The sequence below is a fragment of the Streptomyces sp. NPDC090106 genome (assembly GCF_044747265.1).
GTDB lineage: Bacteria > Actinomycetota > Actinomycetes > Streptomycetales > Streptomycetaceae > Streptomyces.
On record NZ_JBIVDS010000001.1, the window covers coordinates 761616 to 777447 of the forward strand.

The 15832-nt window shown below is 73.9% G+C and carries 12 protein-coding genes; 3 read left to right on the forward strand and 9 right to left on the reverse strand.

Going from position 1 to position 15832, the window contains the following annotated elements:
- The first annotated feature begins 37 nt into the window (after positions 1-37).
- A complete protein-coding gene (locus ACIPSE_RS03405) occupies positions 38-817 on the forward strand; it encodes a hypothetical protein (RefSeq protein WP_401656905.1) in 780 nt (259 codons plus the stop codon).
- Between the two features lie 14 nt (positions 818-831).
- On the opposite strand, the gene ACIPSE_RS03410 is transcribed toward ACIPSE_RS03405, so the two are convergent.
- Positions 832-2556, reverse strand: coding sequence for a DUF6350 family protein (locus ACIPSE_RS03410; RefSeq protein ID WP_401656907.1), 1725 nt, complete (start codon positions 2554-2556; stop codon positions 832-834).
- A gap of 96 nt (positions 2557-2652) precedes the next feature.
- On the opposite strand from ACIPSE_RS03410, the gene ACIPSE_RS03415 reads away from it, so the two are divergent.
- Complete coding sequence (locus ACIPSE_RS03415; RefSeq protein WP_401656909.1) at positions 2653-3993, forward strand: helix-turn-helix domain-containing protein; 1341 nt, start codon at positions 2653-2655, stop codon at positions 3991-3993.
- 78 nt (positions 3994-4071) lie between these two features.
- Here the strand turns inward: ACIPSE_RS03415 and sucD are convergent, their stop codons facing one another.
- From sucD to ACIPSE_RS03455, 8 genes are all read right to left on the reverse strand, one after another.
- A complete protein-coding gene (gene sucD, locus ACIPSE_RS03420) occupies positions 4072-4956 on the reverse strand; it encodes a succinate--CoA ligase subunit alpha (protein ID WP_401656911.1) in 885 nt (294 codons plus the stop codon).
- 21 nt (positions 4957-4977) lie between these two features.
- A complete protein-coding gene (gene sucC, locus ACIPSE_RS03425) occupies positions 4978-6156 on the reverse strand; it encodes an ADP-forming succinate--CoA ligase subunit beta (protein ID WP_401656913.1) in 1179 nt (392 codons plus the stop codon).
- Between the two features lie 465 nt (positions 6157-6621).
- The gene (locus ACIPSE_RS03430) at positions 6622-7725 is read right to left on the reverse strand and encodes a hypothetical protein (protein ID WP_401656915.1); all 1104 of its coding nucleotides are present in this window, start codon (positions 7723-7725) and stop codon (positions 6622-6624) included.
- Between the two features lie 205 nt (positions 7726-7930).
- The gene (locus tag ACIPSE_RS03435; RefSeq protein ID WP_401656917.1) at positions 7931-8752 is read right to left on the reverse strand and encodes a hypothetical protein; all 822 of its coding nucleotides are present in this window, start codon (positions 8750-8752) and stop codon (positions 7931-7933) included.
- A gap of 269 nt (positions 8753-9021) precedes the next feature.
- On the reverse strand, positions 9022-10194 hold the full coding sequence (locus ACIPSE_RS03440) for a VWA domain-containing protein (RefSeq protein ID WP_401656919.1): 1173 nt from the start codon (positions 10192-10194) through the stop codon (positions 9022-9024).
- Positions 10191-10340: a hypothetical protein gene (locus ACIPSE_RS03445; RefSeq protein WP_401656921.1), complete on the reverse strand. Its 150-nt coding sequence runs from the start codon at positions 10338-10340 to the stop codon at positions 10191-10193. The genes ACIPSE_RS03440 and ACIPSE_RS03445 overlap by 4 nt, the downstream gene beginning before the upstream one ends.
- A complete protein-coding gene (locus tag ACIPSE_RS03450) occupies positions 10337-12985 on the reverse strand; it encodes a DUF5682 family protein (protein WP_401656923.1) in 2649 nt (882 codons plus the stop codon). The genes ACIPSE_RS03445 and ACIPSE_RS03450 overlap by 4 nt, the downstream gene beginning before the upstream one ends.
- A gap of 133 nt (positions 12986-13118) precedes the next feature.
- Positions 13119-14288 carry an AAA family ATPase gene (locus tag ACIPSE_RS03455; protein WP_401656925.1) on the reverse strand — a complete coding sequence of 390 codons (1170 nt, stop codon included), beginning with the start codon at positions 14286-14288 and terminating at the stop codon, positions 13119-13121.
- 155 nt (positions 14289-14443) lie between these two features.
- Here ACIPSE_RS03455 and ACIPSE_RS03460 point away from each other — a divergent pair, with 155 nt between their 5' ends.
- Positions 14444-15799 (forward strand): SWIM zinc finger family protein, encoded by a 1356-nt coding sequence (locus tag ACIPSE_RS03460; protein ID WP_401656927.1) that lies wholly within the window; start codon positions 14444-14446, stop codon positions 15797-15799.
- Positions 15800-15832 lie beyond the last annotated feature (33 nt).

Below are 15832 nucleotides of genomic sequence, written 5' to 3' on the forward strand. Positions count from 1 at the left end.
ATGACAGCCGTATCACCTAGGGGAAGACGCTCACTTGATGCCGGACCGCAGCCTGCGACTGCTCACGCTCCCCCCACAGCCCGCACCGGGAGGGGAGCGCCGCGGCGTGCTGCTGCGGGAGCGCCCTCCGTCCGCTCCGGACGCCCCGGCGGGCGGCGGTACGGGCGAGGGCGGCAGGAGCGACGGCGAGGACAATCCGTTCGCCCCGCCGCCGGAGGGCACCCCGGACCGTCCGTGGCGGCCCCGGCGCCCCTCGGGCGACTCCGAGGACGGTGACGGCGGCGGACGCTCGCCGTGGGGCAGCCAGTGGAGCGACCGCCAGCCCGGGCGCTCCTCCGGCGGTTTCGGCGACCGCCCGCGCGGCGGCAACGGCCCCGAGGGCTCCGGTGGCCCCCAGCCCGGCTCGGGCATGCGCTGGGACCCGACCGACCCGGTCCAGCGCCGCGCCCGCTACTCCCTGCTCAGCGGCATGTGGGCGTTCTTCTTCGCCCTGTTCAGCTGGCCGTACGTGGCGCTGCTGCTCGGCGCGCTCTCGCTCTACTGGGGCATCAGCGCCCTGCGCGCGAAGTCCCGCACCCCGAACCCGGACGCCCCGGCCGCCGAACCCTCCGGCTCCCGCCCCCAGACGACGGCGGCGATCAGCGGCCTGGTCACCGCGTCCCTGGCGATCGCCCTGGTCGCGGCGACCTTCGCCGCGCAGCTCGTCTACCGCGACTACTACACCTGCACCAGCGACGCCCTCACCAACGAGGCGAAGCAGGCCTGCACGGACCACCTGCCGAAGGAACTGCGCGGGGTGCTCGGCACCGAGGGCTGACGCCCGACCGGCGCTCAGCGGTTCTCCGGCGGCTCTTGCGCCGCGGACGCCTCCCGCAACGCGGCCCAGCGGGCCTCGCGGGAGGCGTCGTCGTGCCAGGGGGTGGCGGCGGAGGCGGGGAGGAAGTCGTACGGCTCGAAGTCGATGCCGTCGTCACCGGACGGGTACGGCACGGCGGTCGCCCGGGCCTCGGCCGGGGCCGGACTCTCGGGCTTCCCGGCGTCAGAGGAACGGTTGAAGGGGCGCCAGGAGAACCACCCCCGGCGCTCGCCGCGCGCCCGGGAGGTCCGGAGGACCCGCGCGAACCGCCGCCGCTCGCCCTGCTCCGGGACGGGCACGGACACGGGCGCGGGCGCGGGGAGGGGAAGAGGCGCGGGCAGCGGCGCCGGGGCCTTCGCCTCCGTCGCCTCCGTCGCCTCCGTCGCCTCCGCCTCCTCCGGCGCCTGCCGCACCCGCCGTTCCCGGCCCCGCCAGGCCCGTGCTCCGAGGGCCGTCGGCACCGCGACCGTCGCCGTCCAGGCGAGCGCCGCCGCGCCGGTCAGCCACCACACCGGGCCGAAGGAGGCGAGCGCGGCGACCCCGAGCGCCCCGCCCGCGACCCCGGCCAGCAGCGCCACGCACCCGGCGCACAGGACGGCCGCGAGCCCGGCGATCCCGGCGGTACGGCCCCGCGACCAGCGCTCGCCGACCGGGGGCGCGGTCGCCGCCCGCGCCACGAACCACCCCACGGTCGCCCCGGCCACCAGCGGCACCAGCCCGGCCAGCCAGTGCATCCACGTCCCCGCACCCTCTCCCGGTACCGCCGCGAGCAGCGGGAACGGGGGCAGCAGGGGTGCCGGGGCGGAGGACAGCGGCGCGACGACATGCCCCGCGCCGAGGACGAAGCCGGGGCCGAGGGCGTACGAGGTGGCCCAGACGGCCGCGTTGGGGACGAGGGCGACGCAGAGCAGGAGGACGGCGAAGCGGCCCGACCAGCCCTCCGTGAGCTGGGCGAAGGAGACCCTCGCGGCGTCGCCGTGCCAGACCAGGGAGACGCCGAGCAGGAGTGCGCCGCCGCCGGTCAGGACCGCGACCCCGGCGCCCGCCGCCCGGGCGGCCACGCCGAGCCGGCGCCGGGAGTCGGGGCCGAGGAGCAGTCGGCGGACCGGCGCGGGCAGCAGGAGCAGCGCGCTGTCGAACGGGTCGCGCGGGCGGCCGTACGCCGTCCACACGCCGGAGGCCGCCGCCGTCATGACCGCGAGGGGCACGGCCACCCCCGTCCACACCCACGAGGGCCGCAGATCGCCCCCGGCCGCGTACAGGGCGACGCCCGCGCCGACCCCGAGATAGCCGAGGACGACACCCGCGAACGCCGTCCAGCCCGACGCCGTGTCCTCCTCCCCGACGGCTTCCCGCGCCGCGCGGTGCACCAGCCACATCGGCGGGACGAGGAGCAGCAGCGGGGTGACGCCGACGGGGGCCGGTACGCCGGACAGGGTGTCCGCGCGGACCAGTTCGGCGCCGTGGGCCAGCAGCCACAGTGCCGCCGCGACGTGCAGCGCGCCGCCGGGGCCGCTGTCGGGATAGGGCGAGCTGATCCACAGGACCGTCACCAGCACGGCGAGCGAACCGAGTCCGAGGGCCGCCGCGAGCACTCCGCCCGCGACCCCGGCGGCCACCCCGGGCGAACGGTCCCGCATCCGGGCGAGCAGAGGGGCGAGGGGGGTGCGGCGCGCGGTCGTCTGGATCACGTCCGCCATGGTCCCAACGACACGCGCTTTCCCGTCGTAACAGGCGAAGCTCCGAAGTGTCGCTCAAGATACGACTATGTACTTTTTCGTACGAAAGGGCGCGCTGTGACACAGAGTCCTGCCGCCCCGCTCCCCCCGCCCAAGGAACGCCGACGCCTGCGTGAGGCGGGGTCGCTGACGCAGGCTCAGATCGCCGAGCGGGTGGGGGTCACCCGGGAGACGGTCCGTGCGTGGGAGTCGGGGCGTACGAATCCACGCGGACGGCGCAGAGAGGCGTACGCGAAGCTGCTGGGCAAGCTGGCCGAGGAGCCCGGCCGGCGGCCCGAGGTGACGAAACCTCAGGAAGCGCGGGAGGTCGAGGAGATGCCCGAGGCACCGGCCGTTGTCGACGACGACAGGACGGACGAGGCGCAGGAGACGAGGGAGACAAAGGAGGCGCGGGAGGCAAGGGAGGCGCGGGGGGCAAGCGAGGCGCAGGGGGCAAGGAAGGCGCGGAGGGCAAGGGAGGCTCGGGGGGCGCGGGAGGCCGAACGGGTGGTCGGCGCCTTGGCGCCCGAGCCCGATCCCGATCCCGAGCCCGGCTCCGAGCCCGGCTCCGGGGCTGATTCCGGGGCCGGTTCCGGGGCCGGATCCGATTCCCCCTCGCCGCCGCTGACACCGGCTCAGGCCTTCGACGCGCTGTACGCGTTCTGCGCGCCGGCGCTCGTCCGTCAGACCTATCTGCTCACCGGCCGCCGCGAACTGGCCCGCGAATCCGTCGAACGGGCCTTCGAACTCGCCTGGCAGCGCTGGCCCGAGGTCGCCGTCGACCGGGACCCGGCGGGCTGGGTGCGGTCCACGGCCTACGAGTACGCCCTCTCCCCCTGGCACCGCTTCCGACCCCGCTACCGGCACCCCGAACCGCCGCCCGCGGACGTCGCCGACCGCGCGCTGCTCGGCGTACTCCTGAAGCTCCCGGCGCCCCACCGCCGCACCCTCCTGCTGTACGACGGGGTCGGCCTCGATCTGCCGGAGACCGCCGCGGAGACGGAGGCCAGCACCCCGGCCACCGCGAACCGGCTGCTGCACGCCCGCGAGACCGTCGCCGCGGCCCTGCCCGACCTCGCCGAACCGGCCGTACTGCACCGGCGGCTCGCCGAACTGGCCTCCGGGGAGCGGCTGCGGGCCGCGAGACCGCCGACGGTCCGCACGGGCAGCGAGCGGCGGGCCCGCTTCTGGACGCGCGCGGCGATCGCGTTCACCGTCGCGCTCATCGGCACGACCGCCCTGACGATCCGCACCGCGCCCACCCACTACGAGCCGCCGGTCGCCCCGGGCGCGGAGATCGAGGGGGTGCCTGCACGGGTGGGCCAGGGGCCGCTGTCGGACGCGGAGGTGCGGCTGCGGCACAAGCTGCGGGAGACGGTGACGAACGGGCCGGAGAGGCTGTCGCCGCTGATCCGCTAGCCGGAGACCTTCTGGACGCGCCGATGGGCCCGCCCCCGCTCGGGGGACGGGCCCATCGGCGTTCGGCTGTGCGCCTGGTCAGCCCGCGAGGATCTCGCGCGTCAGCTTGGCCGTCTCGGTCGGCGTCTTGCCGACCTTGACGCCCGCGGCCTCGAGGGCCTCCTTCTTGGCGGCGGCCGTGCCGGAGGAGCCGGAGACGATGGCGCCGGCGTGGCCCATGGTCTTGCCCTCGGGCGCGGTGAAGCCCGCGACGTAGCCGACGACCGGCTTGGTCACGTTCTCCTTGATGAACGCCGCGGCACGCTCCTCGGCGTCGCCGCCGATCTCACCGATCATGACGATCAGGTCGGTGTCGGGGTCGGCCTCGAACGCGGCGAGCGCGTCGATGTGCGTGGTGCCGATGACCGGGTCGCCACCGATGCCGACGGCGGACGAGAAGCCGATGTCACGCAGTTCGTACATCATCTGGTACGTCAGCGTGCCGGACTTCGAGACCAGGCCGATGCGGCCCGGCTTGGTGATGTCGCCCGGGATGATGCCGGCGTTCGACTGGCCCGGGGTGATGAGACCGGGGCAGTTCGGGCCGATGATCCGGGTCTTGTTGCCCTGCGACACGGCGTACGCGTAGAACGCGGCCGAGTCGTGGACGGCGATGCCCTCGGTGATGACGACCGCGAGGGGGATCTCGGCGTCGATGGCCTCGACGACGGCGGCCTTCGCGAAGGCCGGGGGGACGAAGAGGACGGACACGTTGGCGCCCGTCTTCTCGATCGCCTCGGCGACGGTGCCGAAGACCGGGATGTCGTTGCCGTCGATGTCGACGGACGTGCCGGCCTTGCGCGGGTTCACGCCACCGACGATGTTCGTGCCGTCGGCCAGCATGAGCTTGGTGTGCTTCATGCCCGTGGCACCGGTCATGCCCTGGACGATGACCTTGCTGTCCTTGTCGAGGAAGATAGCCATGGCTTGTCTGTCCCTCTTCCCTTACTTCGCAGCCGCGAGCTCGGCGGCCTTGTCGGCCGCGCCGTCCATGGTGTCCACGCGCTGCACCAGCGGGTGGTTGGCGTCGGAGAGGATCTTGCGACCCAGCTCGGCGTTGTTGCCGTCGAGGCGGACGACGAGGGGCTTGGTGACGTCCTCGCCCTTGTCCGCGAGCAGCTGCAGCGCCTGGACGATGCCGTTGGCGACCTCGTCACAGGCGGTGATGCCGCCGAAGACGTTGACGAAGACCGACTTGACGTCGGGGTCGCCGAGGATGATCTCCAGGCCGTTCGCCATGACGGCGGCGGAGGCGCCACCGCCGATGTCGAGGAAGTTGGCGGGCTTGACGCCACCGTGGTTCTCACCGGCGTACGCGACGACGTCCAGGGTGCTCATGACGAGACCCGCGCCGTTGCCGATGATGCCGACCTCGCCGTCGAGCTTGACGTAGTTGAGGTTCTTCTCCTTGGCGGCGGCCTCCAGCGGGTTCGCGGAGTCCTTGTCCTGGAGGGCCTCGTGCTCCGGCTGGCGGAACTCGGCGTTCTCGTCGAGGGAGACCTTGCCGTCGAGGGCGATGACCTCGCCGGAGGCGACCTTGGCCAGCGGGTTGACCTCGACGAGGAGCGCGTCCTCTTCGATGAAGGTCTTCCACAGGGTGACCAGGACGTTGACGACCTTGTCGGCGACCTCGGCCGGGAACTTCGCGGCCTCGACGATCTGGCGGGCGACCTCGGGGGTCACACCGACGTTGGCGTCGATCGGCGTCTTGGCGACGGCCTCGGGGCGCGTCTCCGCGACCTCCTCGATCTCCATGCCGCCCTCGACGGACGCGATGGAGAGGAAGGTGCGGTTCGCACGGTCCAGGAGGTAGGAGACGTAGTACTCCTCCACGATCTCCGGGGCCGTCTCGGCGATCATCACCTTGTGGACCGTGTGGCCCTTGATGTCCATGCCGAGGATGTTGGTCGCGTGCTCCACGGCCTCGTCGGCGGTGGCGGCGAGCTTCACGCCACCCGCCTTGCCACGGCCGCCGACCTTCACCTGGGCCTTGACGACGGACTTGCCACCGAGACGCTCGGTGGCTGCGCGGGCCGCCTCAGGCGTGTCGATGACTTCACCGGCCAGCACCGGTACATCGTGCTTGGCGAAGAGGTCCCTCGCCTGGTACTCGAACAGGTCCACGCGCTTCCGTCCCTATCAGTGATCTCGCGGTTCGTTGGATGCGTGGGCGTGCCGCGATGGGCAACGTGACGTCCGCCGTCTGTCACAAGGGAGGCGCACACGGTGTCCGAGCGCGCGGCATGTCCGTCTCGCAGGTTATCGCTGGTTGTGGAGGGCCCCTAAATCGAGGGTCACACCTGAGCGGTGATACCTGTCACATGATGCCGTGCTCACTGGCACGGCGTGCCGGACGTGAGGGCGCCGGCGGCGGGTGGAGGGCGTTGCGGGAAACACCGGAAAGGGCCTCACCGGGCTGGGGTTGACCCGGTGAGGCCCCTTTCACAGCCCCTTTCGGGGCCCGGGGTCGGTGATCCACACCCCAATGGGGACCACACGATCCCCTCCGCACGGACGTCGGCCGGACCGGTCCGACGGCTTTCGGCCGTCCGGGTCCTGTGCCCGCGCGGAGTCGTCGGTGGGGGTCGGTCAGACGCCGTACGCGGTGACGGACCCGACGACGCCCTGGACGCCGGTGACGGCGTGGCCGGTGAGCGGGGCGACCCCGTCCGGACCGGGCACGGCGTCCTGGGCGAACGGCACGACGTCCCCGGCCACACCCATGGCGTAGGGGGTGACGTCGCCGATGACACCGTGCGCGAGGTTCCCGGCGGCCGTGCCGACCGGCTGCACCAGCTCCACGACCGGCTCGGCGACCCCGTCCACGAACGGCCCGACCCGCCCGGTCACGCCGTACGCCAGCCCGGTCGTGTCCCCGACCACGCCATGCGCCAGCGGCGGCACGCCGCCGACGGTCCCGCGCACCTCGCCCGTGACGCCGTACGCCAGCCCGCCCGCGTCGACGACGGCCTGCCCGGCGACGGGCACGACCCTGCGCACGGCCGTGTCCACGACGGGCGGCAGCACCTCCCCGGTGACGTCCCCGGTGATCTGCCCGACGAGGCCGGTGGCGTAGGCGGGGACGTCGGCGGCGACCCCCCGGGCGAGCACGGTCGCGGCGCCGGCGGTGCGGTCCACGACGGGGACGGCGCCCTGGACCGCCTGGCCTGCTATCGGAGGGACGGCGGCGGCGCGGGCGCGGTCCAGCTCCAGCTCGGGGGCGAAGGAGGCGAGGGGGCCGAAGAGGTAGTCGACGTCGTCCTGGGGGTGCGCGACCGTCTCGGACACGACGGCCGCGACCTGGACCGTCGCGGCCTGAGCCGTCTTGGCCTGGGTCTTCGTGGCCTGGGTCTTCGTAGCCTGGGTCTTCGCCTGGGCGGCCCGGGCGGCCTTCGCGCCCTGGATGGCCGCGGCGGCGTTGGCCTTGGAGGCCGTGGACGCCGACGCCGTGGACTTCTTGACGGTCTTCACGGTCTCGGTGGTCTTGGCGGTCTCGGCGGCCACGGGGGCCTTGGTGGTCGTGGTGGTCGTGGTGGTCGTGGTGGTCACGTCGGAGGCGATGTCGTCGGCCGTGTCCGACGCGGACAGGGAGGAGGAGGGCAGCTCGTCCGCGCCGGCGGCGGTGGAGCCGAGCGCCCAGGCGCCGGTGACACCGGCGGCGATGACGAAGGAACGGCGGATGTTCTTGTTCATGGGTACGTCAGATCCTTGGGTCCTGAGAAGGTCCGCGGCTCTTCGGAGCGGTTCCGGGTGGTTCCAGGTGGTTCCGGATGCTGCCGTGGCTGCGGACGGCTGGGACGGTTCCGGCGCCGTGACGGCGTCGACGGTTTCCGTGGGTCGGGCAGACCTGTTCCGCCCCCGCGCGCGGCAGGTCCGCGGCGGAGGGGTGCCGGCGGATCTAGGCCGGGGAAACCGGAATGTCCCGGTGGCTGTCCCGGGTGTCGGCCGCGTCGTCGAGCGCGGCGGCGCCGGGCGCGAGCCTCAGGGGCGCCCGGTGGTTCGGGGAGACGGCCTGTGCGTCACCGTGGCGCGACGCGCCGCCGTCCACGGCGGTGCGGGCGCCCAGCAGACCACCAGGGTCGCCCGCAGGGGCCTGGTGCGTGGGGGCGTAGCCGTCGAGGCCGACGCGGGCCGTGCCGACGCCCGTCGCGGAACCCGTCGCGGACGGGACCGTGAGCGACGGCGGACCGTAGGGGTCGGACACGGAGGTGGCGTGGAAGTCCTCGGGCCGGTCCCCTGACGGGTCCGTCTTCGGCTTCTCCGGCCCGGCCTGCTCCGACTCGGGCACGGACGTCACCGGCGACGGCAGCGGCAGGGTCCGCACCGGCGTCACGGGCAGCGCGGGGAGGTCCGGCAGTGCGGGGAGGTCCGGCAGCACCGGCTCCTCGGGCAGGGACGGCAGGTTCTCCGCCCCCTCGGCCAGCTTCCCGGTCACCGTCTCGACCAGTTCACCCACGGGCTCCACGACCGGCCGCACGACCTTGTTCACCACGTCGGCCGTGCCGGACACGTTCGTCACGGTGTCGGTGACGTCCGCGACGACCGGCACCCTCGGGGCGGGCGTCGAGCCATCGAGGTCGGCCGCGGTCGCCTGCCCTCCGAAGAACAGCCCGAGCGCGAACACCCCTCCCACCAGCAAGGCCGCGCGCAGCATCCACCGTCCGACCGCCGTGCGCGTCGCGCGCAGAGCGGCACCGGTGAGTGCGGACGACCAGGTCAAGGGGAGTCCTCCCGTGCGATGGAGCAGATCCGGAGGAGAATCGGAGGGGATGGCATCGATCCTCGCACGGGACTGAGGAGGGTCCGCAAGCCCCCTGTTACCGATGCGTACTCATGTCCCTTTTGGTGCCCCGCGCCGGCCGTCGTCACGTCGACAAATCCCCGCCGAATCACCGATGTTCCTCACCCACCGCCCCGCTCTTGGCCCCTCGATTCCCCAGCTCCCCTCCCTCCCCTCGCCCTCCTCGTACCTCTCGCCCGACGATCCGCTCACCCCGCGTCCGGCACCGGTATGGGCCGCTTCTCGATCGCCGCCGCCATCACCTCCGGGAACAGGTCGGGCGTGCAGGCGAAGGCCGGAGCGCCCAACGCGGCGAGCGCCGCCGCGTGTTCACGGTCGTACGCCGGGGCCCCCTCGTCCGACAGCGCCAGCAGCGCCACGAACTGCACCCCCGACGCCTTCATCGCCGCGACCCGCTTGAGCATCTCGTCGCGTATGCCGCCCTCGTACAGGTCGCTGATCAGCACGACCACCGTCTCGGCGGGCCGGGTGATCTGCGACTGGCAGTACGCGAGCGCCCGGTTGATGTCCGTGCCACCGCCGAGCTGGGTGCCGAACAGCACGTCGACCGGGTCGTCCAGCTGGTCGGTGAGATCGACGACGGCGGTGTCGAAGACGACGAGCCGGGTGTCGATGGACCGCATCGACGCCAGCACCGCCCCGAACACCGACGCGTACACCACCGACGCCGCCATCGACCCCGACTGGTCGATGCAGAGGACGACTTCCTTCTTCACGGACTGCGCGGCCCGCCCGTACCCGATGAGCCGCTCCGGCACGATCGTCCGGTACTCGGGCAGGTAGTGCTTGAGGTTGGCCGCGATCGTGCGGTTCCAGTCGATGTCGTGGTGGCGGGGGCGGCTGACACGGGCGCTGCGGTCGAGAGCGCCGGTGAGGGTGGCCCGTGTCCGGGTGGCGAGCCGCTTCTCCAGGTCCTCGACGACCTTGCGCACCACCGCCCGCGCCGTCTCCTTCGTCGTCTCCGGCATGGCCTTGTTGAGGGAGAGCAGGGTGCCCACGAGATGGACGTCCGCCTCCACCGCCTCCAGCATCTCCGGCTCCAGGAGCAGCGTGGACAGCCCGAGCCGGTCGATGGCGTCGCGCTGCATGACCTGCACGACGGAGGACGGGAAGTACGTCCGGATGTCCCCGAGCCAGCGCGCCACGGACGGCGCGGACGCTCCGAGGCCCGCCGAACGGTCCCGCCCCGAGCGGGGTTTGTCGCCCTTGCCGTAGAGCGCGGTCAGCGCCCCGTCCATGCCCACGTCCTGCCCGGTGAGCGTGCATCCGGTGCCGTCCGCGGAGTCCCCGCCGAGCACCAGGCGCCAGCGTCGCAGCCGTTCCGCAGCCGCCGGGTCCGCCGGCGGCGCCGTGGCGGTCACGCGGCCACCGCCTGAAGGATGTTCACCGGTTCGGTCCGCTGTGCCGTGCCCCGCTCCGCACGCGGCTGTCCCGTCCCCGGTCGCGCCCACAGCGGCATCACCCGCACCGCCGCGGCCGTCCGGCGCTGCTGCTCGGTCGTCGTCATCCGCCCACTCCCACAAGGTCGTTGTCGTCCGCGCCCCGAAGGCCGTCGTCGTCCAGGCCCAGCAGCGCCCGCACCACCGGCAGCACCGCGTCCGCGCGGTGCTGGTCCAGGTCGGTCGCGAAGCCTGGTGCGCCGGAACCCCCGGCCGCCGTCTCCGCCCGTTCGCCCGGCCCGCGCCGGACCAGTTCCCCGAGGGTGCGCCGCACCCCGGGCTCGTACGCCGAGAACGTCCGCCGCAGCAGCGGCAGCACGTCCGTGAACGCCTCCGCCGGCACCTGGGTCAGCCAGGCGTCCACCAGGCCCAGCAGCCGTTCGTCATGGACGAGGAGCATGCCCCCGCCCGCGCTTCCGCCGACGAATCCCTCGATCCACGCGGCGGCGTCCGCGGGCGCCGTCCCGGGCGACAGCACGAGCCCCATGAGCCGCGCCGCCTCCTCGTGCTCCAACTCCCCGTCGTCCAGCAGCAGTCGCACGGCCCGCCCCCGGATGACACCCGGCACGGTGTCGCGTGCGCCGAGCACCCGGAGCACGGAGTGCCAGCGGGCGCGCAGCCCGCCGGAAGCCCGATCCGGGGAGGGCCGGTCCGGGGAGGGCCGGCCTGCGGGGGTCCCGTCCTCGGTGGGGAGGACTTCTCCGGGCGCGGCGGAGCCGTCGGTGTCGCCGAGCAGCCCCACCGCCCCGTGGACCGCGTCCACATGGCCGCGCATCGCGTCCGCCGCGTCCGCGTCGAGGGCGGCGCAGGCCGGGGGCAGCCCGACGAAGATCCGCTCGGCGAGCCCCGCGGCGACCTCGCCGAGAGCGTGGGTGTCCGTGCCGCGCACATCGCCGTAGCGCAGCGAGCGGACCAGCGCGGGCAGGGCCTGGGCGAGATGACCGACGTCGGCGTCGAGCGCGGCGCGGTCGGCCAGGACCCGCATCACCACGGGCAGCGCGTCCGGCAGTTCGGCCAGCAGACACCGCTCAGCGAGGGCGGTGACCTCGGCGAGGTGCTGGGCGCCGACGGCGTCCGACTCGGCCTTCGCGGTCGCCGCGCCCAGCACCGTCGTACCCCACACGCCCGCCTCGGCGACCCGCACCACGAGTTCCGGTTCCCAGCGCAGTCGCCAGCTCTCGCGGAAGGTGCCCGTGCTCCCCCGGGACGCCACCGGTTCGCCCCAGGCGATGCGCAGCAGCCGCAGCCGGTGCAGCAGGGTGCTGCGTGCCGCGTCGGTCTCCTTGCGCAGGTCGAGGTCCAGCTCCCGTTCCAGCGCCTCCGGCTTGAGCCGCAGTCTGCGCCGGGTGCGGTCGAGGTCCCGTTGCAGGGGTACCGCGGGTGCCGTGCTCGGCACCTCCCCCAGTTCGTCGCCCACGATCAGCCGGTCCCGCACCAGGGCCAGCGGTACGTCCGAGCCCTCGCACATCACCGCCCGCACGGCGTCCATGGTCTCGCTCAGTCCGGCCAGGGGCCGCCCCCGCATCGCCGCGAGGGTCTCCGCGAGCCGCACCGCCTCGATGACGTGCGACGGGGAGACGATCCGGTCCTCCTCGCGCAGCAGCCCGGCGACCTTGGTGAGCCACCGCTCGACCGGCCGGTCCGGCACGCCGAAGAGATGCCCGTACCAGCCGGGCGAGTCGATCCCCGCCCCGTACCCGCCGGCCCGGGCCAGCCGCCGGTGCGTCCACGGCACCCACGTCATGTCCGTCCTGACCTTGGGCAGCCCCTTGAGCAGCGCCCGGTCGACGGCCACGGACGTCTTCTGCCGCAGCGCCGGCACGTGCCACGCCCCGCAGACCACGGCGACGTCCGCCCCGAACTCACGCTGCGCGGCCCGCACCTGGAGCCGCATGTAGGCCTCCCGCACGAGGTCCCGGCGGTGTCCCCCGTCGCCGTACGCCTCGCGCAGCGCCCCCATCGCCTCCTCCAGGACGGTGAACGGCCCGAACGCGTCCCCCTCACCGGTGCCCCGGTGCTCGACGACGTCCTCCCACCAGCGCTCGGGGTCGTCGTGCCCGGCGGCCTCCGCCAGGGCCGCGAGCGGATCGATCCGGATGTCGGTGTGCGGGTCGGTGTCGACGTGTGGGTCGGTGTCGACGTGCGGGTCGGTGTCGGCGCTGGTGTCCATGTCGGCTTCGGCTTCGGCGTCGACATGGCCGCCGGCTTCGGCCTCGGCGATGGCTTCGGCGTCGACATGGGTGCCGGCTTCGGCGTCGGGAGCGCCTTCCTCGCCGTCCTCCCCGTCCGCTCCCCCACGTCCGTCCGCCGCGTAGGGGCCGTCCAGCGCGTCAGGTCCGTCGGTCGCCTTCTCGTCGCTCCCCCACGCAAGGGTGTGGGTCGCGGGCAGGTCGATGAACCGGGCCGGAACCCCCTGCTCCAGGGCCCAGCGCAGCGCCACCCACTCCGGCGAGAATTCGGCGAGCGGCCAGAACGCCGACCGGCCCGGCTCGTCCACGGCGTGCGCGAGGAGCGCGACCGGGGGCCGCATGTCCTCGTCGGCGGCGAGCGGGATCAGCGCGTCGGCCTCGGGCGGCCCCTCGATCAGTACGACGGCCGGCCGCGCCGCGTCCAGTGCCGCCCGTACGGCCCGCGCGGAGCCGGGCCCGTGGTGCCGCACCCCGAGCAGCAGCGGCTTCCCTCCCCCGCGCGCGCCTTCCTCGACGTCCGTCACGCCGTCCCCCTCCCTTCCGTGTCCGTCACTGCAACCGAACCGCCGCCCGAGCCCTGCCCCTGGCCCGAACCGGCCCCGGAACCACCCGATCCCTGGCCGCCGCCCGGCCGCCCCCATCCCAGGTCGTCACCGCTCACGCGCTCACCTCACGGCACGCCCGGTAGAAGTCCTGCCAGCCGTCGCGCTCCCGCACCACGGCCTCCAGGTACTCCTGCCAGACGACCCGGTCGGCCGCCGGATCGCGGACGACGGCGCCGAGGATGCCCGCGGCGACGTCGCCGGCCCGCAGCACCCCGTCCCCGAAGTGGGCGGCGAGGGCGAGACCGTTGGTGACGACGGAGATGGCCTCCGCCGTGGAGAGCGTCCCGCTGGGCGACTTGAGCTTCGTACGGCCGTCGGAGGTCACACCGTCGCGCAGCTCGCGGAAGACGGTGACCACCCGGCGGATCTCGGTGGCGCCGTCGGGCACGGCGGGCAGGTCCAGGGAGCGGCCCATCTGGTCGACGCGCCGCGAGACGATGTCGACCTCGGCCTCGGCGCTCTCCGGCAGCGGCAGCACGACCGTGTTGAAACGGCGGCGCAGGGCGCTGGAGAGGTCGTTGACGCCCCGGTCGCGGTCGTTGGCGGTGGCGATGAGGTTGAAGCCGCGGACGGCCTGCACCTCCTGGCCCAGCTCCGGTATCGGCAGCGTCTTCTCGGACAGGATCGTGATCAGTGTGTCCTGCACGTCGGCCGGGATACGGGTCAGTTCCTCCACCCGCGCCGTCATCCCCTCGGCCATGGCCCGCATGACGGGGCTGGGCACCAGGGCGTCGCGGCTGGGCCCGTTGGCCAGCAGCTGCGCGTAGTTCCAGCCGTAGCGGATGGCCTCCTCGGGAGTGCCGGCCGTGCCCTGCACGAGGAGGGTCGAGTCGCCGCTGACGGCCGCCGCGAGATGTTCGGAGACCCAGGTCTTGGCCGTGCCGGGCACGCCCAGCAGGAGCAGGGCGCGGTCGGTGGCAAGGGTGGTGACGGCGACCTCGACGATGCGGCGCGGGCCCACGTACTTGGGGGTGATGACCGTGCCGTCGGGCAGGGTCCCGCCCAGCAGATAGGTGGCGACCGCCCACGGCGACAGCTTCCAGCGGGCCGGGCGCGGCCGGTCGTCCTGGGCCGCCAGCGCGGTGAGTTCGGCGGCGAAGGCGTGCTCGGCGTGCGGTCGCAGTGCCTCGGTCTCCTGCGCGGAGGTGCCCGCGCCCCCGTTCGCGGGCGCGGCCTCGTCGCGGCTCGGGTCCGTGGTGGTCGGTGTTGCGGAAACAGGCATGACGGAGTCCCCCTCCAGCTCGGCCGGTTCAGCCGTTCTCGGATCTGGTGACAACCGTGCACCACGCCACTGACAACACGTTCCGACCTGCGCAAACGCCCTCGCGACCGCTTCGCCGGACCCGATTGTCAGTGGGGGGATCTACCGTCGACGACATGACTGAGCAGGGGGTGCGCTGGACCGCGGATCAGGTGCTTGCACTGGCGCCTGACGCGTCGTCACGCAAAGCCGGAAGCAAACTCGGAGCGGCGGGGCCGTGGTCCGAGGCGGGGAGTTCCGACGAGGGGACGGTGTGGGGGCTGTGCAAGGGCAGTGGCAGCAAGCCGTATCAGACGGTGGTCGACATCGCGGACGTGACGGGTCCCGCGTACAAGTGCAGTTGTCCGAGCCGGAAGTTCCCGTGCAAGCACGCGCTCGGACTGCTGCTGCTCTGGGCGGCCGAGGAATCCGCGGTGCCGGGCTCCGCACAGGAACCGGAGTGGGTGCGGCAGTGGACGGAGGGCAGAAGGCAGCGCGCCGAGGAGAAGAAGGCCGCGACCGCGGCGGGCGCGGGCGCCGCTGATCCGGAGGCGGCCCGGCGCAGAGCCGAGAAGCGTGCCGAGCGGGTCACCGCGGGTGTGCGGGAGCTGGAGCAGCGGCTCGCCGATCTGCTGCGCGGCGGAATCGCCGGCGCGGAGCAGTCGGGGTACGGGCAGTGGGAGGAGACGGCGGCCCGCATGGTCGACGCCCAGGCGTCCGGACTGGTCGCACGGGTGCGGGAGTTGGGGGCGATCCCGTCCTCCGGTCCCGGCTGGCCGGTGCGGCTGCTGGAGGAGTGCGCGCTGCTGCATCTCCTGGGGCAGGGCTGGCTGCGCCGCGACGGGTTGCCGGACGCTCTGGCGGCCACGGTCAGGTCCCGGGTGGGTCTGCCCGCCTCGGCGGACGGTCCGCCGGTGCGGGACCGCTGGCTGGTGCTCGCCCAGTACGACACGACGGTGGACGCCCGTCTGACGTCGCGCCGGATCTGGCTGCACGGGGCGGAGTCGGGCCGTACGGCGCTGGTGCTGTCCTACGGCGCCGGCGGCCGCGCTCCGGAGCTGGCCCTGCCGGTGGGGCTGACGCTGGAGGCGGAGCTGTCCTCCTATCCGGGCGCGGGGCAGCTGCGTGCCGCGCTGGGCGAGCAGTTCGCGCCCGCGGCCCCCTCCTCGATACGCCCGCCGGGGGCGACGACAGCCGAGGCGGCGGCGCGTTACGGCGAGGCGCTGCGTGACGATCCTTGGCTGGAATCGGTCCCGGTGACCCTGGGCCGGGTCGTCCCGGCACCGGACGGCGACGGCTGGCAACTGGCCGACGCGGACGGGGAGTCGGCCCTCCCGCTGACCCGGACCGCACTGTCCCGACCCGGTCTGTGGCGACTGGTTGCGCTCTCCGGCGGCGCGCCGGTCACGGTGTTCGGTGAGTGCGGCCACCGGGGCTTCACCCCGCTCACGGCCTGGCCCGAGGGCCCGGGCGACGCGGTCCGGCTCTGCTGAACCCGGCCGAGCTCCGCCGACCACCGCCCCGGC

Excerpts from the sequence above, each read along its gene's own strand:
- ACIPSE_RS03410 (WP_401656907.1), bottom strand. The coding sequence starts at position 2,556 with ATGGCGGACGTGATCCAGACGACCGCGCGCCGCACCCCCCTCGCCCCT.
- ACIPSE_RS03445 (WP_401656921.1), bottom strand. The coding sequence starts at position 10,340 with ATGACGACGACCGAGCAGCAGCGCCGGACGGCCGCGGCGGTGCGGGTG.
- ACIPSE_RS03460 (WP_401656927.1), top strand. The coding sequence starts at position 14,444 with ATGACTGAGCAGGGGGTGCGCTGGACCGCGGATCAGGTGCTTGCACTG.
- ACIPSE_RS03405 (WP_401656905.1), top strand. The coding sequence starts at position 38 with ATGCCGGACCGCAGCCTGCGACTGCTCACGCTCCCCCCACAGCCCGCA.
- sucD (WP_401656911.1), bottom strand. The coding sequence starts at position 4,956 with ATGGCTATCTTCCTCGACAAGGACAGCAAGGTCATCGTCCAGGGCATG.
- ACIPSE_RS03455 (WP_401656925.1), bottom strand. The coding sequence starts at position 14,288 with ATGCCTGTTTCCGCAACACCGACCACCACGGACCCGAGCCGCGACGAG.
- ACIPSE_RS03430 (WP_401656915.1), bottom strand. The coding sequence starts at position 7,725 with ATGAACAAGAACATCCGCCGTTCCTTCGTCATCGCCGCCGGTGTCACC.